The following is a 19,300-nucleotide window of genomic DNA, read 5'->3' on the forward strand; positions in this document are numbered from 1 at the left end:
AGACACGCTCTAGGCGGAGCCGTCCGAGGGTGCTGTGGCGGAGCCGTTCGAGGGTGCTGTGGCGGAGCCGTTCGAGGGTGCTGAGGCGGAGTCGGGTGACGATGGGCCGGAACCGCGGCCCGGCATGAGCATCGCGGCAAGAAGCATGAGCACTGCGGCGGCAGCCACTCCGATGAAGACCAGATGAATGGCGTCGGACAGCTGTTCGGGCTCCGGATCCCCGGAGACCCGTGAGTTGACGATCGCCCCGAAGATCGCGACGCCAACTGCGCTGCCGATCGATCGGGCGAACATGTTGGTCGAGGTTGCGACACCTCGCTCGTCCCACTCGACGCTGGATTGCGCTGCGATGAGCGTCGGGCTGGCGATGAGCCCCATGCCGAGTCCGACGACGAAGCAGACGGCCGCGACCATCCAGATCTGCGAGCCGGCGCCGATGAGAACGCCGAGGCCGGTTCCGAAAACCGCGATGGAGCCGCCGGTCAAGGCCGTCGCCCGGAAGCCGAATCGGAGGTAGAACTTCCCCGACAGTGACGCGGCGATCGGCCACCCGAGCGTCAGGGTCGCCAGCGCGAAGCCCGCCACGATGGCTCCCGTGCCGAGAACACCTTGGACGAACGTCGGAACGTACGACGTCAGACCGAGCACGATCGCGCCGACGAGCAGCGAAATCAGGCTACTGACGACGAGGACGCGTCGCGTGAACACCCACAGCGGCAGGATGGGCTCTTCGGCACGGGTCTGTTGCCACGTGAACAGAGCAAGCGAGACGATGCCGGCGGCGAATATCCCGACTGATATGCCAGACCCCCAGGCCCAGGACTGTCCGCCTTCGAGCAGGCCGAGCAGCACTGCAGTAGCGCCGACGGTCAACAAGCCGGCACCGAGGTAGTCGATCTTGGGTCTTGGGCCGCTGACCGGTTCTTCGTGGAACCGCCTGATCAGCATCCATGCTGCGAGCGCGCACAGCGGAATGTTGACGAAGAAGATCCATCGCCATGACAAGAACTCCGAGAAGAATCCGCCGAGGGCCGGTCCGAGCACCGAAGACATCGCCCACACGCTCGCGAGGTAGCCCTGAGCCTTCGCGCGCTCTTGCAACGTGTAGATATCGCCTGCGATGGTAATCGCCATCGGTTGGACGGCTCCAGCGCCCAGTCCCTGGATGGCGCGGAACACGATCAGCGCAGGCATGCTCCACGCCAGGCCGCACAGAATCGAGCCGAGCAGGAACACTCCGATTCCCCACAACATGATTTTCTTGCGCCCGAAGAGGTCGGCGAGCTTGCCGTAGAGCGGTACCGACACAGCCTGTGCCAGCAAGTAGATCGAGAACAACCACGGGAACTGACTGAATCCACCGAGATCGCCGACGATCGTCAACACTGCCGTCGCGATGATCGTGGAATCCAGCGCGACGAGGGACGTGCTGAGCATCAGGGCGATGAGTACGGGTCCGCGTTCAGACCTGAAGCCGACTCCTGCTACCTCTTGTTTCGTTGCCATCACCAACCATTGTTCTCCTGTCACCGACAGTGCGCGAAACCAGGCCCGGATATGGTTGACCGCGTGCGCCCAACTCTCAGTAGCTACCAGCATCTGGCCGGCGGCAAGGTTCGCGATCTGTACATCGTCGACGACGACCATCTATTGCTCGTCGCGAGCGATCGCATCTCCGCCTACGACCACGTTCTCGATACGCCGATACCCGACAAGGGACGCGTCCTGACGGCGATGAGCGTGTTCTTCTTCGACCAACTCGGCGGTGTGAATCATCTCGCCGGCGACCCCCTCGACGAACGAATCCCGCAGGAGTTGCTCGGTCGGGCTCTCGTGGTGAAGCGGCTGCAGATGGTGCCGATCGAATGCGTCGCCCGCGGCTATCTCACGGGTTCGGGACTGGCCGACTACCAGCGGACCGGAGCGGTGTGCGGCGTCGCGTTGCCGGACGGTCTCGTCGAGTCGAGCAAACTCGACGAACCGATCTTTACCCCCGCCGCGAAAGCTGCACTCGGTGAGCATGACGAGAACGTGAACTACGCGGCCGTCGTCGACAAGGTCGGCGAGGAGCTCGCATTCAAGCTCCGTGAGGACACACTCGAAATCTACGTTCGCGCTGCGAACTTCGCGCTGGACCGCGGAATCATATTGGCAGACACGAAGTTCGAGTTCGGCCGGGACTCCGATGGCAATCTCGTGCTCGCCGACGAGGTTCTCACTCCCGACTCCTCGCGCTACTGGCCCGCCGATGGATACGAAGCGGGTCGAACGCAACCTAGTTTCGACAAGCAGTACGTCCGCGACTGGCTGACGGGGGAATCGGGGTGGGACCGACGAAGTGACGTCCCTCCGCCCGCGCTTCCGGACGAAGTCGTCGCTGCAACCAGAGCACGGTACATCGAGGCATACGAACGTATTTCGGGCCTCAACTTCGACGATTGGGTCAAGCCATGACAGTAACTCCACCCATTGCCAAGAAGGTACCGCTCGAGCGGACGCACCACGGCGACACGTTCGTCGACAACTACGAGTGGTTGCGTGCGAAGGAAGACCCAGAGGTCATCGCCCACCTCGAGGCGGAGAACGCATACACCGAGCAGCAGACTGCCGGCCTCGAGGAACTTCGCGGAAAGATATTCGACGAGATCAAGTCACGTACCCAGGAAACGGACCTGTCCGTTCCGACAAGAATGGGTGACTGGTGGTACTACTCGCGGACCATCGAGGGCAAGTCCTATGGCCTGCAATGCCGTTGCCCTGTTGCCTCGCCCGACGACTGGACGCCGCCCGACCTCTCCGGTCCCGCCTCCGATGGTCACTCCGCAGGCTCCGCTCCTGCCAAAGTGCCGAACGAGCAGATTCTGCTCGATTCGAACCTCGAAGCCGAGGGGCACAGCTTCTTCTCGCTCGGCGCATTCTCCATCAGTCAGGACGGCAACCTGCTGGCGTACTCCACCGATACCGAGGGCGATGAGCGGTACACGCTGCGTTTCAAGGATCTTCGGACCGGAGAGATGCTCCCCGACGAGATCGAGAAGGTCTCTACCGGCGCGACGTGGTCGATAGACCACGGGCACGTCTTCTACCAGACCGTCGACGAATCCTGGCGCCCGGACACCGTGTGGCGGCACAGGCTCGGCACGCCGTCCTCGGACGACGTCAAGGTCTTCCACGAGCCCGACGAGAGCTACTGGGTCGGATTCGGGTCGACCCGTAGCGAGAAGTACCTGATGATCTGGGTCGGCTCGAAGATCACCTCCGAGTGCCTCGTCCTCGAATCCGAGAACCCCGAAGGCGAGTTCCGCGTCGTACTCCCTCGGGTTGCCGGTGTCGAGTACAGCGTCGAACACGCGGTCGTCAAGGGCGAGGATCGATTTCTGATCCAGCACAACGGATCCGTCAACGGCTGGGGAACAGAGGGGGAGAAGGCCGAGAATTTCTTGCTCGCCGACGCACCTGTCGACGACCCGTCGAATCAGACCATCCTGATTCCGCATCGCGACGATGTCCGCCTCGAGGATGTCGACGCATTCGCCGATCACCTCGTGCTCAACTACCGTCGGGAGGCGCTGACGCGATTGGCGATCTGGCCGCTCGGAGCCGACGGCTACGGCGAGTATCGCGAGCTCGAGTTCGAGGAAGAACTGTTCGCTGTCGGGACAGGGTCGAACCCGGAGTGGAAGCAGCCATTGCTACGCATGGTGTACACCTCGTTCATCACGCCGGGGCAGGTCTACGACTACGACCTGTCGACCGGTGAGTTGTTGCTCCGCAAGTCGCAGCCCATTCTGGGTGACTTCGACGCGAACAACTATGTACAACATCGTGATTGGGCTGTGGCATCGGACGGTACGCGGATTCCGCTGTCGATCGTAGTGCGCAAGGACGTTCCGCAGGGGCCTGCTCCGACGCTGCTGTACGGCTACGGGTCCTACGAGGCGTCGATGGATCCTGGGTTCTCCGTGGCGCGGCTCTCGCTGCTGGACCGCGGGATCGTCTTCGTCGTCGCGCATGTTCGTGGGGGCGGCGAAATGGGGCGGCACTGGTACGAGAACGGCAAGACGCTGACGAAGAAGAACACCTTCACCGACTTCGTCGCAGCGGCACAGCACCTGATCGATACGGGTCGCACGTCACCGAAACATCTGGTCGCCGACGGTGGCAGTGCAGGCGGACTGCTGATGGGCGCCGTGGCCAACCTGGCACCCGAGCTGTTCAACGGCATCCTCGCGAACGTACCGTTCGTCGACCCGCTGACCTCGATCCTCGATCCGTCGCTGCCGCTCACCGTCATCGAGTGGGACGAGTGGGGTAATCCGTTGGCGGACAGGGAGGTGTACAAGTACATGAAGTCGTACAGCCCTTACGAAAACGTCGAGGCCAAGGACTACCCGTCCATTCTGGCGATCACCTCCATCAACGACACTCGCGTTTTGTACGTCGAGCCCGCCAAATGGGTTGCAGCACTGCGAGCAACGAAGACGGGTGACTCCGAGCTGCTGCTGAAGACCGAGATGAGTGCCGGGCACGGCGGTGTCAGTGGGCGGTACGAGAAGTGGAAGGAAGCAGCCTTCGAGTACGCCTGGATCGTGCAGCAGACCGGCGCTGCGTAAAGCCTAGAGGTCAGGGCGTCCCGCCCAGTGGCATGGTTAAGTGCACCCAAGCGCGCTTAACCATGCCACTGGAGCGGAGCGACCTGGGGTGACTGGGCGCGGAGCGCCTACTTCCACACGTATCGAACCTGGGGGCGACCGGCTTTGCCGTACTCGGTGTTTCGGACGACCAGGCCATCGTCGGCGAGTCGCTCGAGGTAGCGCCAAGCCGTCACTCGTGACACCCCGACCAGCTTGGCGGCCTCGGAGGCGTTGAGGCCACCCGGTGCATCTCGGACGATCGCGGTGACCCCGTCCATGGTTTGCGGCGCAATACCTTTCGGCGTCGACAACCGCTCGTCCGCGGTGCGCAGGTGCGACATTGCTCGGTCTATGTCACGTTGACTCGCGGCGTTCTCGCCAGCAGGCAACGCATCATGGAATTCGCTGTAGCGTTCGAGCTTGTCACGAAACGCCGCGAAGGTGAACGGCTTCAGCAGGTACAGCACGACGCCGTGGGCGACCGCCGATCGCACCACCGACAGATCTCGCTCCGACGTGATGGCGATGACGTCGGGACTTGGACGTAGCCCGCCGAGCGCGGCGGCGACGTCGATTCCGTTGGAGTCGGGCAGCCCGATGTCGAGAAGCACGAGGTCGATCGGCTCAGTGGCCTCGCTTGCCGCTCGGAGCGCCGCGGATCCGGTGTGGACCATCCCGACGACGGTGAACCCCGGCATGCGCTCGACGTACGTGCGGTGCGCTTCGGCGATGAGTGGCTCGTCCTCGACGATCAATACTCGGATCACGCCGTATGCTCCGTGGGAATTTTCGCCGTCAGCACGGACCCGTACGTCACCTCGGACGTCAACGTGCCGCGATAGCGAGCCACGACCTGGGTGACAAGCGCGAGTCCGAGGCCGCGAGAGCCGGATTTGGTCGAATATCCTCGCGTCAGCGCGGTCTCGAGCACCTCGGCGGGCATTCCGGGACCACTGTCCGATACACGGACCACTAGTTCGGACGTCGAGTCACGCACTGTTACCTCGACCCACGGCTGTTCGGACTCCTTCGACGCATCGATTGCATTATCTATCAGATTGCCGACCAGCGTGACCAATTCGCGCGGAGTCACTATTCCGGCGTGATCGAGGGCGGTGTCCTCGGTGATCGTCAGTTCGACGCCTTGCTCGGCCGCCTGGCTCACCTTGCCGAGCAGCAACGCGGCAAGCGCAGGTTCGTTCACCGACCCCATCAACCGGTCGATGAGATGTTGCGACAACTCGAGGTCCGCCGTCGCGAACTCCACGGCTTCCTGTGGACGGCCGAGCTCGACCATCGTGATGACAGCGTGGAGACGGTTCGCCGATTCGTGTGCCTGCGATCGCAGGGACTCGGCGAAACTGCGCACCGAGTCGAGTTCGCCGATCATGCCCTGTAATTCGGTTCGATCGCGAATGGTGAGAACGTCCCCGAGCGTGCGCCCCTCCCACATCACCGGATCTTGATTGACGACCAGAACCCGGGTGTCCGTCAAGTGAAGTTCGCCACCGGAAGACATGTGCTGCAACGATTCCGGAAGATCTGCGCGACGGACCGGGCCATCCGGAAGGTCGAGCAAGCGTCTGGCCTCGTCGTTGACGATCTCCGCGGTTCCGTTCTTTCCGAACACGAGCAGGCCCTCGCTGATGGAGTGGAGAACGGCGTCGTGATGCTCGTACATGGACCGCAGTTCGTCCGGCGCCATCCCCAATGTCTGCCTGCGCAATCTCCGGCTGAGGGCCACCGAACCGATCGCCGCGACGATGAAGGCCGCGACGACGACGCCGACGATCAGCGGCAGACCCTTCACGAACTGGTCGCTGATCTTGTCTCGCGTGACGCCGGCAGAGACGAGTCCGACGATGTCGCCGTTCACATCGGTCACCGGCGTAACCGACCGTATCGACGGGCCGAGCGAGCCGACGTACGTCTCGGTGAACGTCTCGCCCGCCAGCGCGCGGTCGATGTTGCCGCTGAACGGTTTGCCGATGAGGTCGACGGTCGTGTGCGTGAACCGGGTGCGGTCCGGCGCCATGACGACGATGAAATCGACGCCCGTGATCATTCGGATTCGTTCGGTCTCCGGTTGCAGAACGGCACTCGGATTCTCGGATTGAATCGAGATCGGCGTCGACGGTTCGTTCGCGATACTTGCTGCTACAGCGATCACTTCGCGGCGCGTGGCTTCGTCGCTGTTGGTTCTCTCGTTGATGATCGTCAGCACGCCGCCGGCGCAGACGATCACTGCCATGACGATCAACTGCAGGACCAGGACCTGTCCTGCGACACTCGTCGGTCGTCTTGCCACGTGCTGCCTCGTTTCGTGAACGTGCCGTGTGAACAGAATGAACGTATTCGTGACTGTCATCACGATCTCTACCAACATCGTCCCTTAGCAAGGCGTGATCCAACTCACTCCATAAGTCACAAAGGACGTAACCATGACTACCAGCATCGTTGCTGACGAGAACCGGAACCCGGCTCCCGAACCCAAGAAGAAGCGCGACAAGACCCACTGGCTCTACATCGCCGTGATCATCGCCGTGGTCGCCGGTGTCATCGTCGGTCTGACCGCCAAGGATTTCGCGGTCGACTTGGCGGTGCTCGGTACCCTGTTCGTCAGCTTGATCAAGATGATGATCAGCCCGGTCATCTTCTGCACCATCGTTCTTGGCATCGGTTCGGTGCGGGCCGCAGCGAGTGTCGGCAAGGTCGGTGGCCTTGCGCTCGCCTACTTCATCGCCATGTCGACCATCGCCCTCGGCATCGGCATGGTCGTCGGCAACCTGATCCAGCCCGGACAGGGTCTGAACATCGTCCCCGGAGGTGGCTCGGAGTACGCCAAGACCGCAGAGGGTGCGGGCGGCACGATGGACTTCATCGCCGGCATCATTCCGGAGAGCCTGTTGTCGTCGCTGACCGCGGGCAGTGTTCTGCAGACCTTGTTCGTCGCGATCCTCGTCGGGTTCGCGTTGCAGGCAATGGGCAAGCAGGGTGAAGGCATTCTCAAGGGAATCGGTGCAGTACAGAAGCTCGTCTTCCGCATTCTGACGATGATCCTGTGGCTCGCTCCGATCGGCGCATTCGGTGCCATTGCCGGTGTCGTCGGTAAGACCGGCTTCGACGCCGTCATCCAGCTCGGCACCCTGATGCTGGCGTTCTACATCACCTGCTTCATCTTCGTCTTCTTCTTCCTCGGCCTGATCCTGAAGTTCGTCTCCGGCTTCTCGATCTTCAAGCTGGTCAAGTACCTGGCCCGTGAGTACCTGCTCATCGTCGCCACCAGCTCCTCCGAGTCCGCACTGCCGCGTCTGATCGCCAAGATGGAACACGTCGGCGTCGAGCGCACCACCGTCGGAATCGTCGTCCCGACCGGCTACTCGTTCAACCTCGACGGCACCGCGATCTACCTGACGATGGCCTCGATCTTCATCGCCGACGCCATGAACATGCCGCTCTCGCTCGGCGAGCAGTTCTCGCTCCTGCTGTTCATGATCATCGCCAGCAAGGGCGCGGCGGGTGTCTCCGGAGCCGGCCTGGCGACGCTGGCAGGTGGCCTGTCGAGCCACCGCCCCGAACTGCTCGACGGGGTCGGCCTCATCGTCGGCATCGACCGGTTCATGTCCGAGGCTCGCGCAGTCACGAACTTCTCCGGCAACGCTGTCGCTACGCTGCTCATCGGAACGTGGACCAAGACGATCGACGCCTCCCGCGTCAAGACCGTGCTCGACGGTGGCCTGCCTTTCGACGAGGAGACCATGGTCGACGACCACCTTCCCGAAGACGACAAGCACGTCGAACTGGAGAAGACCGCCGTCAAGGCGTAGGACCCCACCTGGTGACGCGCACCCCCCGTCATCAGGTGTGTAGCAAAAGAGCGATCCTCGTACCAAGAGGGTCGCTCTTTTGTGTTCTCGCATGCCGACTCACCACATGTCGGTACTCACAGGTAAGTTCAAGAAATGACTGAAGTCCAGAATATCGGCATCAATACGCTGGGCGGTGCGCCCACCTCGCTCGATGAGTATGCAGGCAGGGCGGTCCTGGTCGTCAATGTTGCCTCGAAGTGCGGTTTGACCCCCCAGTACGCCACGCTCGAAAAGCTCGCTACCGACTACGCATCGCAGGGCCTGTCGGTTATCGGCATCCCCTGCAACCAGTTCGGTGGACAGGAGCCGGGCACCGCGGAGGAGATCGAGACATTCTGCTCCACCACCTACGGCGTCACCTTCCCGATGATGGAGAAGATCGACGTCAACGGCGAGAATCAGCACCCGCTGTACGCCGAACTCACCAAGACCGAGGATGCCGACGGCACCGCGGGAGACATTCAGTGGAACTTCGAGAAGTTCCTCATCTCTCCGGACGGTGTGGTCACCAACCGATTCCGCCCTCGCACGGAACCGGATGCGCCCGAGGTCCTCGCCGCGATCGACAAGATCCTGCCGAAGGAAACCATCGCCGTTTAGACGCGATCAATTCTGCCGTCGAGCCTCGTTCACCCTGGTGTGCGAGGCTCGACTCATGTCAGGAGCACTGATCGTGTCGGTGAGCGGAATCAAGGACGACACCTGCGAGAACGCGGCAGAGTTCGCCCGTGAACTCGACAAGCGTGGCGTTGCGCTCTCGCTGCTGGTCGCGCCCAGGCTCAAGGACAAATATCGCCTGACACAGGACGAGAGCACGCAGGACTGGTTGCGAGGACGTCGGGATCAGGGCGATGCGATCATCCTTCATGGCTACGACCAGGCCGCGACCAAGCGTCGTCGCGCGGAGTTCGCGACTCTGCCGCGGCACGAAGCCCGACTTCGATTGATGGCCGCCGACCGCGTCATGGAGCAGACCGGTTTGCGTACACGGGTTTTCGCAGCGCCTCGCTGGATCGCCTCGCCCGGTGCTGTGTCCGCACTTCCGGATGCCGGGTTCCGAATGATTGCAGGGGTGACTGCAATTCACGATCTCGAATCGGGTTCGCATGTGCGAGGGCGTGTTCTGGGAATCGGTGAGGGTTTCAAAGCCGAACCGTGGTGGTGCCGCGCGCTCGTGATCGGTGCAGGGCGCACCGCGCGTCGCGGTGGATTGGTCCGACTGGCCGTGAGCGCCAAGCAACTCGGCCGCTCCGGTCCGAGACAAGCGATTCTCGATGCTGTCGATCTCTCGCTGTACAGCGGAGCGACGCCCGGTGTGTACGAGCACGTCCGGAAGATCGGTCGGGCGGCCTAGTCGAAGGTTCGGCTCCGCCGCTGTTCTGCCGGTGCGGCTCCGCCGCTAGTGGCCGCGGCTCCGCCGCTAGTGGCACGGTTAAGTGCACTCCGATGCGCTCAATCGTGCCACTGGGCGGGATGCCCGTAACAGACCGATTGGTTCCGGACGATGTTCCCTCGAGACGTGCAACGAACTCGAGGTGGCTCATGAAACGACTTCTGCTCGTGGGACTCAGTGCGATTTCCCTGGTGGCATGCGCGCAGTCCGACAACGGAACGGCAACAGCTGTCTCGGAATCGTCCGCAGCACCGGGGCGGCAGAATGTCACCAAGACGATCGCGCCGTCGGTCGGAGCGCTACCCGACGTCAGCGACCAGGTTCCAGCCCTCCCACCGCAGGTTCAGATTCCTACTGTTCCGGCCGCGGAACCGGAAGCCCTTCCAGGGCCGCCCGTGGTGTGCCTGGCCCTGAAGTCTCCCGTCGTGACGGATGCAGTGGCGTCGTTGCCGCTGTATTTCGACGATGCGCCGTGGGTCGCCTACTCGATGGGCGACCCGTGCGCGTCGTTCACCTGGGTTTCCGCCACGTCGGAACGGGCAACTGCCAGCACCCCAGACCACCATCTGTTCTTCCACGACGGCGTCTACCTCGGTACGGCGACGGCCGAGCCGTACAGATTCTCGTCGGTGGTGGGCCAGACCGTGGACACCGTGACCGTGAACTATCGCTGGCTCGTGCGCGACGAAGCATTTGCCGCCCCTGAGGGCGGACCGGTGGCAATCCGCTACCAGTGGGACGGTTCGCAGGTCATGATGCTCGATGTGCTGCCGCCCGAGGTCACCGGCTAGATCTGTACGCTCGTTTCCTCGTCGAACGTGCGGAACTCGGTGTTCTCGTCGGCCATGTCCTTGAAACGCCCGTAGTAGATTCCGCGCGCTTGTTCGGCGACGACGGCTTGGTGGATCGGGAAGGCCGTCCGGGGTGCCACGGCGCGGAGAAACTCGATCGTCTCCGACAGCTTCGACCACGGCGCGGCGGTAGGCAGCGCGAGAACGTCGACCTTCTGCTCGGGCACGAACAGCGAGTCACCCGGATGCAGGAGCTGACCGGGATTCTCCGGGGTACCGAGCAGGTAGCCAGTGTTGTCGATCACGGGCAGTTCGGGATGGATGACGGCGTGGGTGCCGCCGACGCCCGTCACCTGGATGCCGCCGACGGAGAAGGCATCGCCCGCCTGAGTGGCCGTCCACCGCGTACCCAGCTGCGACGCCGTCATCGGGTCGGCATAGAGCGCTGCACTTGGATTGCCTTCCAGGAGAGCCGGAAGTCGTTCCAGGTCGACATGATCCGGATGCTGGTGAGTGATGAGGATGGCGTCGAGATCGGTGATTCCGTCGAACCCGTGCGAAAAATTGCCGGGGTCGAAGAGGACGGTCGTTCCGTTGAGTTCGACGAGTACACACGAATGTCCGAAGTGAGTCAGCCGCATGACTCCACAGTAAGCGCAGTTTCGCGCCTGCACGAGGTCCTGCGTAGACTCTCCACCTGCCGGTACCTATATCTCGAGGAGCTCCCACGTGGCCCGTGTTGTTGTCGACGTCATGCCCAAGGCCGAAATTCTCGACCCTCAGGGTCAGGCCATCGCAGGTGCGCTCGGACGTCTCGGCGTGGCCGGAGTGACCGATGTCCGTCAGGGCAAGCGCTTCGAGCTCGAGGTCGACGACAGTGTCGACGACGCCGAACTCGAGAAGATCGCCGAGTCCCTGCTCGCCAATACGGTGATCGAGGACTGGAAGGTAACCCGCCTCTCATGAGTGCACGCATCGGTGTCATCACTTTTCCCGGGACTCTCGACGACGTCGACGCCTCCCGCGCAGTCACCCTCGCAGGCGGCGAGGCTGTCAGCTTGTGGCATGCCGACGCCGACTTGAAGAACGTCGACGCCATCGTCGTCCCCGGTGGGTTCTCCTACGGTGACTACCTACGCGCAGGCGCCATCGCCCGGTTTGCTCCCGTCATGGAATCGGTCGTGAAAGCAGCCGAGGGCGGCATGCCTGTGCTCGGTATCTGCAACGGATTTCAGGTGCTTTGTGAGGTCGGTTTGCTTCCGGGTGCCTTGACTCGCAACGAAGGATTGCACTTCGTATGCCGTGACCAGTGGCTGAAGGTCGAGAACAGCGAAACCGCGTGGTCTTCGCGCTATGAAACCGGTGCCGAGATCCTCATCCCGGTCAAGAACGCCGAGGGCCGCTTCCAGGCGTCGAAGGATGTCCTGGACGAGCTGGAAGGTGAGGGCCGGGTGGTTTTCCGCTACAGCGGAACCAACCCGAACGGATCCCAGCGAGACATCGCCGGCATCTCTTCGGCCAACGGGCGCGTCGTGGGACTCATGCCTCACCCCGAGCACGCGACCGAGCCACTCACCGGCCCGAGCGACGACGGTCTCGGCATCTTCTACTCGGCATTGGACGCCATCGTCTCCGCCTGACGTGTCGGTAGCTCGGGCTAGTCTGCCGACATGACTCTGACACTTGGCATGATCACGATGGATTCCCTGGACCCCGGCCCGCTCGCGCGGTGGTGGGCCGAGCAGACCGGCGGCGAGATCGTCGAGGAGAACGAGGGTTGGTTCTACGTCGTCGCTCTCGCCGGGGCCCCGTATCGGCTTGCGTTTCAGAAGACCGACGATCCGACGCCCGGCAAGAACCGTATCCATATGGATCTGACGACGGCCGATCTGGACAGCGAACTCGCTCGGCTCGTCGAAGCGGGTGCGTCGGAAAAAGAACAGCACACCATGGGTGACTTCAGGTGGGTCACGCTGGCCGACCCGGACGGCAACGTCTTCTGTATATCGGGTATGCACTAGCCCTCATCGGTCCGCGAGTTCGACGAGTGTGTCTGCGAAGATTCCGTTCGGGGTGATCTCATCTCGATCGGACACTTGGCAGAATTCGCCGTCCCTCCAGAAGAACACATCTCGTGACAGCGGGTTCGGGGTGTTCTTGGACAACGCCTGTGCAAGACCTACCAAAAGCTCTGTCGCCTGCGTGATCTCGTCGAGATCGCGCGGGCGGTAGTAGTCGATCTCGTACGCGTTCGGAATGGCGAACAGCACGCCGAACGGTGCCTCTCCCAGATGGTTTGCGATGAGGGTGGGCATGTCGGCAATCTTCGACGCCAGGTAGATCGAGTCGCCCCGCTGCACTTCGATGGCTATGCCGTCCTTGACCATGGCTTCAGATGTGTCGAATGCCATCGCACCGGTGTTCTCGCGGCCGAATGCCCACGCAGCCTCCATGTCTCGGTTCTTCAGGTATCGATCCGACAGGGTCAAGGCGAGGTCTGGAAACGTCAGATTGAGCACTCGCCTCGGTGAATCCTGCGTGTCCACCAGCGGCCGAGAGTATTGATGCTCTTCGGTATCCCGAAGGATGCCCAAGGGCACGACGCGCTCACGGAGGCGCATGTAGAACTCGTCGTCGGGAAGGCCCAGCACGTAGTCCGGATCGCTGAGTTTCTGCGACTCGATCATGATTTTCACGTGCGCTTCGATGATGTCGTCCCAATGTCGGCGTTGCGCGTTTCGGCACCGTTCGACCAGGTTGTCCAGTCCCATGTAGCCATCGGAGCCGGACTTCAAGGTCATGGCGTCGACCTTCGTCACCTTGACGCCGTGCCGTTCGAACGCGGCGATCACCTTCCTGCGGATCAACGCGACGGTTGTTGCGTACGAGGCCTGCTCGGCCAACGACGATTCGAATTTCACTGTTCCTCCGAAGTTCAATGGACTTGGTTCTGTGCTCCTTGGTCTGTTCGACGCAGCAACTGACACAATGGTTCCCATGTCGTCCAACGCGTCTGCTGCCGGTCTGTGCAATTTCGTCGATGTGTCACCCTCGCCGTTCCATGTGTGTCGGACGGTGTCGGTGCAGCTCGAGGAGGTGGGATTCGTTCGCGTCGACGAAACCGACGCGTGGCCGACCGAGGCCGGGCGTTACTACCTCATCCGCGGCGGATCCCTCGTCGCGTGGAGCACCGAAAGCTCTGGACCGTTCCGTATCGTCGGCGGTCATACCGACAGTCCGAACTTGCGGGTCAAGCAGCATCCAGATCTCGAGTCCGCAGGCTGGCAGATGGTCGGCCTCGAACCATACGGCGGTGCATGGCTGAACTCGTGGCTCGATCGCGATCTCGGAGTTTCCGGTCGACTGAGCGTTCGTGACGGCAACGGCTTGCGTGAGGTTCTCGTCAAGGTCGACGAACCGATCCTGCGGGTACCCCAGTTGGCGATTCATCTGTCCGAGGACCGCAAAGGTGTCACCCTCGATCCGCAGCGCCACGTCAATGCTGTGTGGGGCGTGGGGAATTCGCCCCGGTCGTTCTTGGGATACGTTGCCGAACGTGAAGGAGTCGACCCGTCGGCAGTGCTGGGGTGGGAATTGATGACGCACGATCTCGCTCCGAGCGCGGTGGTCGGAGTCGAATCCGAATTGGTCAGTGCGCCGCGCCTGGACAATCAGGGGACCTGCTACGCCGGAACTCAGGCTTTGATTGCAGCAGTGCAGAATCCGACTGCGGTGACACCTGTCCTCGCGCTGTTCGATCACGAGGAAGTCGGCAGTATGTCCGACCGCGGGGCATTTTCGGACCTGTTGAACACGGTGCTCGAGCGCATCGTTCTCGGACGCGGCGGTGGGCGTGAGGAATTCCTGCGAACCATGGCCGGTTCCGTCTGCGCATCCGGGGACATGGCACACGCGACGCACCCGAATTATCCGGACCGGCACGAGCCCGCCCATCGCATCGAACTGGGCGGCGGACCGGTACTGAAGGTGAATCAGAACCTCAGGTATGCAACGGATTCGGCCGGTGCGGGCGCTTTTGCGCTGGCCTGCGATCAGGCGAACGTGCCGTTGCAGAGGTACGTCCATCGAGCCGATCTGCCCTGCGGGTCGACGATCGGGCCGATCACTGCGTCACGCACGGGATTGTCGACCGTCGATGTCGGCGCCGCTCAGTTGGCGATGCACAGCTCGCGCGAGCTGATGGGGGCGTCGGATGTCGCGGCGTACTCCGATGCACTCGGGGCTTTCCTCGCGCCGGCCGAGTAGCTAGTGGCTCGTGTTTGAAGTCGTTTTACGGGTCGCTTTCTTGAGGATTTCCTCCGGGGTTTTGGTCCAGACGAATGGTGTGGCGCGGGTGTTCCAGCCGTTGATGAACGCACGGATTTTCGATGTCAGATCGGTGACGGAGGTGAAGACGCCGCGGCCGAGTGCTTGACGTTGGATGACCCCGAACCACACTTCGACGAGATTGAGCCACGACGCTGATGTCGGAGTGAAATGGACTGCGATGCGGGGGTTCTCGGCTAGCCAGGCTTTGACTTCGGGGGTCTTGTGGGTGGCGTAATTGTCGGCGATCAGGTGCAGCTCCTGGCTGGGGTAGGCCCGTGCGACCTGTTTGAGGAACGCCAGGTATTCGGTACTGCGGTGGCGCGGTTTGCAGGAGGCGGTGACCTTGCCGGTGGCGATATCGAGTGCTGCGAACAGTGTTGTGGTGCCATGTCGTTTGTAGTCGTGGGTGTGCCTCTCGACCGAACCGGGCTGCATCGGGAGCATCGGTTGGGTGCGGTCGAGGGCCTGGATCTGGGACTTTTCGTCCAGTGACAATACGATCGCGTTCTCGGGTGGATCGAGGTACAGACCGACGACATCGTGGACCTTGGCGACGAGCTCCGGGTCGGTGGAATATTTGAACGTCTCCGCCCGCCACGGCTGCACACCGTACTCACGCCAAGCGTTGGCTACAGCGTAGAAACTTATCCCGAGATGGTCGGCTAGCAACCTCGAACTCCAATGTGTGACACCGAGTTTCTTCGGTGGCGGCATCAACGTCGCTGTCACGATCGCCGAGTGATCGAGCGTCCGCGGCCGGCCCGATCGATGCAGGTCCGACAGGCCGTCGATGCCTCGTTCGCCGTACCGTCCACGCCAGGTGATCACCGTCGGACGCGAAACGCCGCACCTGCGTGCGATCTCCGAATTCGACACCCCATCGGCGGCGAGCAACACGATCCTCGCCCGCAACGCCAACCCTGCAGGCGCGGTCGGTGCCCGCAAGATCGCTTCGAGCTTGTCCCTGTCGCCGTCGATCAACCCGAGAGGTGCGATTCGCATCCCTCATTTTCGCATCCCGACACTGTCAAACCAATTCAAACACGCGACACTAGGACCAGTTTTGCCGAGCATGGACCCCTGCTAGCTTCCGAGCAGGAGTCCACGCTCGGCAAAAAGCGTGCTAGCTCGACAACTGGGGCTCCAACCGCAGGCACGCATCGGCGGCGAGCCAGAACAGCTGCTCGCGGACGCTGCCGGCCTTGGTCCAGCCGCGGTGCTCCCAGTCGGCGGCCAAAGAATCGCCCGCGTACAGCAGCTGTGCGAACCGCACCCCGCGGTACTTCGCGACCGCACAGAACGCAGACGCCTCCATGTCGACCGTCAGGCACCCTTCCTCGACCCGCCGCGACACTCGGCTGCGGGTTTCGCGGTACAGCGCATCGGTCGTCCACGATCGGCCCGTAACGTGATCGATTCCGGCCTCGGTCAGCACCTGCTGGAGCACCGTGACCCCGTCCGGGTCGGCGTCGACGACACGTCCCGGCGCCAGGTAGTGGAACGACGTGCCCTCGTCACGAACCGCACTGTCGACGACCATGACGTGGCCCATCCCTAGCTGATCGGTCAGCGCTCCCGCACCGCCGACGGCCACGAATTCCGAGCATCCGAGCGCGATGGCCTCTTCGAGGAACAGCGCTGCAAGGGGCGCGCCGACGCCTGGATGGAACACTGCGAGCCGCTCGCCGCCGCGCTCGATCTCGTACACGGGATGTTCACCGTGCTCGGACCGCAGGATCGACAGCACTCGTGCCCGACCCTGACCGGCTATGGATTCGATCACTTCGGCAAAGAAGCACACGACGGCCTTGCTGGGGATATCGACACCCTTGACCACCATTTGAGGCGTCAGGACGCCCGGAAAGGCCAGATCGTTCTCCGTCAGTGCAATGTCCACGCAGGTATGTTCGCATGCTCACTTTGGGGCCTGTCGCCCTGCACGGATAGACTCCCACTGGCATTTCGCTCCAGGAAGGGACCCCACTCCTCGTGTCCGCTAGCTCAGCAAAGACCGACACCGTTTCGATCGCTACTGCTACGCCCGATGTGGCGCAGCCGTACCGAGAACTCGGGCTCAAGGACGACGAGTACGCCCGTATCAGGGAGATCCTCGGTCGCCGCCCCACGGATGCCGAGCTTGCGATGTACTCGGTCATGTGGAGCGAGCACTGCTCGTACAAGTCCTCGAAGGTCCATCTGAAGTACTTCGGTGAAACCACCACCGACGAGATGCGCACCTCGATGCTCGCGGGTATCGGTGAAAACGCGGGCGTCGTCGACGTCGGTGACGGGTGGGCCGTCACGTTCAAGGTCGAGAGCCACAACCACCCGTCGTACGTCGAGCCCTACCAGGGCGCCGCGACCGGTGTCGGCGGCATCGTTCGCGACATCATGGCCATGGGTGCGCGTCCGATCGCCGTGATGGACCAGCTGCGTTTCGGTGCTGCAGATGCGCCCGACACCCGGCGTGTCCTCGAAGGCATCGTGCGGGGAGTCGGCGGGTACGGAAACTCCCTCGGCCTCCCCAACGTCGGCGGCGAGACGGTGTTCGACGCCTCGTACGCCGGCAACCCGCTGCTCAATGCGCTGTGTGCAGGCGTCATGCGCGTCGAGGACATGCACCTTGCGTTCGCGTCGGGCGTGGGAAACAAGATCATTCTGTTCGGCGCCCGCACGGGTCTTGACGGAATCGGCGGCGTGTCCGTCCTGGCCTCGGAGACTTTCGACGGTGACGAGACCGGAGGGGGCAGGAAGAAGCTTCCGGCGGTGCAGGTGGGGGACCCCTTTACCGAGAAGGTGCTCATCGAGGCCTGCCTCGAACTATATGCCAACAAGCTCGTCGTCGGGATCCAGGATCTGGGTGGCGCAGGCCTGTCCTGTGCCACGTCCGAACTCGCGTCCGCCGGTAGTGGTGGCATGCACATCGCGCTCGAGCAGGTGCCGATGCGCGCAACCGGTATGACGCCCGCCGAGGTGCTGTCGAGCGAATCCCAGGAGCGCATGTGTGCTGTGGTGACGCCCGACAACGTCGAGAAGTTCATGGCCGTCTGCGCGAAGTGGGATGTACTCGCGACGGTCATCGGCGAGGTCACCGGCGGCGACAACCTCGAGATCACCTGGCACGGCGAGACAGTCGTCGACGTCCCGCCGAAGACGGTGGCGCACGACGGCCCGGTCTACTCGCGCCCCGTGCAGCGTCCGGCGACTCAGGACGCGCTCGTCGCGAACACCACGGCGTCGTTGAAGCGTCCCGAGACCGCTGACGAGCTGAAGGCGACGCTTCTGAAGATGATCGGCTCGCCGCAGCTGTGCAGCCGCAAGTTCATCACCGAACAGTACGACCGCTATGTCCGCGGGAATACTGTTCTTGCCGAGAACGCTGATGCCGGAGTGATTCGGATCGACGAGAAGACTGGCCGCGGAATCGCGCTCGCCACAGATGCATCCGGTCGCTACACCGCGCTCGATCCGTACCAGGGCGCCCAGCTCGCGTTGGCCGAGGCGTTCCGCAACGTCTCCGTCACCGGTGCGACGCCGAAAGCCGTCACCAACTGCCTCAACTTCGGATCGCCCGAGGACCCGGGCGTCATGTGGCAGTTCCAGCAGGCAGTACGCGGTCTCGCCGACGGCTGCGTCACGCTCGGCATCCCGGTCACCGGCGGAAACGTCAGCTTCTACAACCAGACCGGTTCCGAGCCCATCCTGCCGACGCCTGTGGTCGGCGTTCTCGGAGTCATCGACGACGTGCATCGCCGCATTCCGACGGGCCTTGGTCTGGAACCGGGCGAAACGTTGATTCTGCTCGGTGACACCCACGACGAGTTCGACGGATCCATCTGGGCGCAGGTGGAGCACGATCACCTCGGGGGAGTTCCGCCCAGAGTCGACCTGGCTCGGGAGCAGCTGCTCTCCGATATTCTGTTGGCAGGATCACGCGACGGCCTCGTCAGCGCCGCACACGACCTGTCCGAAGGTGGCTTGGCGCAAGCCGTCGTCGAGGCCGCGTTGGCCGGCGAAACCGGTTGCCGCATCCTGCTTCCCGAAGGTGCGGACCCGTTCGTCACGCTCTTCTCGGAGTCTTCCGGTCGCGTTCTCGTGGCTGTCCCGCGCACCGAGGAAACTCGCTTCACCGGCATGTGCACCGCCCGTGGTCTGCCGTGGACGCGTATCGGCGTCGTCGACGAAGGCTCGGACGAGATCGAGGTACAGGGTCAGTTCGCGGTCAAGATGACCGAACTCCGTGACACCTTCGAGAGCACACTTCCCAGACTATTCGGGTAGGTC

18 protein-coding genes are annotated in these 19,300 nt (G+C 62.9%); 11 read left to right on the forward strand and 7 right to left on the reverse strand.

Annotation, left to right across the window (positions count from 1 at the left end):
• Positions 1 to 9 precede the first annotated feature (9 nt).
• The gene (locus WDS16_RS00300) at positions 10 to 1,506 is read right to left on the reverse strand and encodes an MDR family MFS transporter (RefSeq protein ID WP_338889637.1); all 1,497 of its coding nucleotides are present in this window, start codon (positions 1,504 to 1,506) and stop codon (positions 10 to 12) included.
• Positions 1,507 to 1,569: 63 nt separating this feature from the next.
• On the opposite strand from WDS16_RS00300, the gene WDS16_RS00305 reads away from it, so the two are divergent.
• Together WDS16_RS00305 and WDS16_RS00310 are read left to right on the forward strand one after the other, a co-directional pair.
• Complete coding sequence (locus WDS16_RS00305) at positions 1,570 to 2,454, forward strand: phosphoribosylaminoimidazolesuccinocarboxamide synthase (protein ID WP_338889639.1); 885 nt, start codon at positions 1,570 to 1,572, stop codon at positions 2,452 to 2,454.
• On the forward strand, positions 2,451 to 4,613 hold the full coding sequence (locus WDS16_RS00310; protein ID WP_338889641.1) for a S9 family peptidase: 2,163 nt from the start codon (positions 2,451 to 2,453) through the stop codon (positions 4,611 to 4,613). The genes WDS16_RS00305 and WDS16_RS00310 overlap by 4 nt, the downstream gene beginning before the upstream one ends.
• 107 nt (positions 4,614 to 4,720) lie before the next feature.
• Here the strand turns inward: WDS16_RS00310 and WDS16_RS00315 are convergent, their stop codons facing one another.
• Positions 4,721 to 5,401 (reverse strand): response regulator, encoded by a 681-nt coding sequence (locus tag WDS16_RS00315; protein WP_338889643.1) that lies wholly within the window; start codon positions 5,399 to 5,401, stop codon positions 4,721 to 4,723.
• A complete protein-coding gene (locus WDS16_RS00320; RefSeq protein WP_338893636.1) occupies positions 5,398 to 6,885 on the reverse strand; it encodes a sensor histidine kinase in 1,488 nt (495 codons plus the stop codon). The genes WDS16_RS00315 and WDS16_RS00320 overlap by 4 nt, the downstream gene beginning before the upstream one ends.
• A gap of 190 nt (positions 6,886 to 7,075) precedes the next feature.
• On the opposite strand from WDS16_RS00320, the gene WDS16_RS00325 reads away from it, so the two are divergent.
• The 4 genes from WDS16_RS00325 to WDS16_RS00340 all read left to right on the forward strand — a co-directional run bounded on the left by WDS16_RS00325 (position 7,076) and on the right by WDS16_RS00340 (position 10,687).
• Complete coding sequence (locus WDS16_RS00325; protein ID WP_338889645.1) at positions 7,076 to 8,461, forward strand: cation:dicarboxylate symporter family transporter; 1,386 nt, start codon at positions 7,076 to 7,078, stop codon at positions 8,459 to 8,461.
• 135 nt (positions 8,462 to 8,596) lie between these two features.
• Complete coding sequence (locus WDS16_RS00330) at positions 8,597 to 9,103, forward strand: glutathione peroxidase (protein ID WP_338889646.1); 507 nt, start codon at positions 8,597 to 8,599, stop codon at positions 9,101 to 9,103.
• A gap of 55 nt (positions 9,104 to 9,158) precedes the next feature.
• Positions 9,159 to 9,857 carry a DUF2334 domain-containing protein gene (locus WDS16_RS00335; protein WP_338889647.1) on the forward strand — a complete coding sequence of 233 codons (699 nt, stop codon included), beginning with the start codon at positions 9,159 to 9,161 and terminating at the stop codon, positions 9,855 to 9,857.
• A gap of 188 nt (positions 9,858 to 10,045) precedes the next feature.
• Positions 10,046 to 10,687, forward strand: a complete 642-nt coding sequence (locus WDS16_RS00340; RefSeq protein WP_338889648.1) for an LppP/LprE family lipoprotein — start codon at positions 10,046 to 10,048, stop codon at positions 10,685 to 10,687.
• Here WDS16_RS00340 and WDS16_RS00345 read toward each other — a convergent pair.
• Positions 10,684 to 11,328, reverse strand: coding sequence for an MBL fold metallo-hydrolase (locus WDS16_RS00345; RefSeq protein ID WP_338889649.1), 645 nt, complete (start codon positions 11,326 to 11,328; stop codon positions 10,684 to 10,686). The genes WDS16_RS00340 and WDS16_RS00345 overlap by 4 nt on opposite strands.
• A gap of 88 nt (positions 11,329 to 11,416) precedes the next feature.
• Between WDS16_RS00345 and purS the strand changes: the two genes are divergently transcribed.
• The 3 genes from purS to WDS16_RS00360 are packed head-to-tail and all read left to right on the forward strand — an operon-like array spanning position 11,417 to position 12,708.
• The gene (gene purS / locus WDS16_RS00350) at positions 11,417 to 11,653 is read left to right on the forward strand and encodes a phosphoribosylformylglycinamidine synthase subunit PurS (protein ID WP_338889650.1); all 237 of its coding nucleotides are present in this window, start codon (positions 11,417 to 11,419) and stop codon (positions 11,651 to 11,653) included.
• Positions 11,650 to 12,327 carry a phosphoribosylformylglycinamidine synthase subunit PurQ gene (gene purQ, locus WDS16_RS00355; protein WP_338889651.1) on the forward strand — a complete coding sequence of 226 codons (678 nt, stop codon included), beginning with the start codon at positions 11,650 to 11,652 and terminating at the stop codon, positions 12,325 to 12,327. The genes purS and purQ overlap by 4 nt, the downstream gene beginning before the upstream one ends.
• Positions 12,328 to 12,357: 30 nt before the next feature.
• The gene (locus tag WDS16_RS00360; protein ID WP_338889652.1) at positions 12,358 to 12,708 is read left to right on the forward strand and encodes a VOC family protein; all 351 of its coding nucleotides are present in this window, start codon (positions 12,358 to 12,360) and stop codon (positions 12,706 to 12,708) included.
• A gap of 3 nt (positions 12,709 to 12,711) precedes the next feature.
• Here WDS16_RS00360 and WDS16_RS00365 read toward each other — a convergent pair whose 3' ends face one another.
• Positions 12,712 to 13,608 (reverse strand): hypothetical protein, encoded by an 897-nt coding sequence (locus tag WDS16_RS00365; protein WP_338889654.1) that lies wholly within the window; start codon positions 13,606 to 13,608, stop codon positions 12,712 to 12,714.
• A 67-nt stretch (positions 13,609 to 13,675) separates the two neighbouring features.
• Between WDS16_RS00365 and WDS16_RS00370 the strand changes: the two genes are divergently transcribed.
• Entirely contained in the window at positions 13,676 to 14,953 is a 1,278-nt protein-coding gene (locus WDS16_RS00370) for a M18 family aminopeptidase (RefSeq protein WP_338889656.1), read from the forward strand.
• Here WDS16_RS00370 and WDS16_RS00375 read toward each other — a convergent pair whose 3' ends face one another.
• A complete protein-coding gene (locus tag WDS16_RS00375) occupies positions 14,954 to 16,018 on the reverse strand; it encodes an IS630 family transposase (protein WP_338885902.1) in 1,065 nt (354 codons plus the stop codon).
• 121 nt (positions 16,019 to 16,139) lie between these two features.
• Entirely contained in the window at positions 16,140 to 16,913 is a 774-nt protein-coding gene (locus WDS16_RS00380) for a nucleoside phosphorylase (RefSeq protein ID WP_338889657.1), read from the reverse strand.
• 92 nt (positions 16,914 to 17,005) lie between these two features.
• Between WDS16_RS00380 and purL the strand changes: the two genes are divergently transcribed.
• Complete coding sequence (purL, locus tag WDS16_RS00385) at positions 17,006 to 19,297, forward strand: phosphoribosylformylglycinamidine synthase subunit PurL (RefSeq protein ID WP_338889659.1); 2,292 nt, start codon at positions 17,006 to 17,008, stop codon at positions 19,295 to 19,297.
• The last annotated feature ends 3 nt before the right edge of the window (positions 19,298 to 19,300 follow it).

It is taken from the genome of Rhodococcus sovatensis, from assembly GCF_037327425.1.
GTDB classification, from domain to species: domain Bacteria; phylum Actinomycetota; class Actinomycetes; order Mycobacteriales; family Mycobacteriaceae; genus Rhodococcoides; species Rhodococcoides sovatense.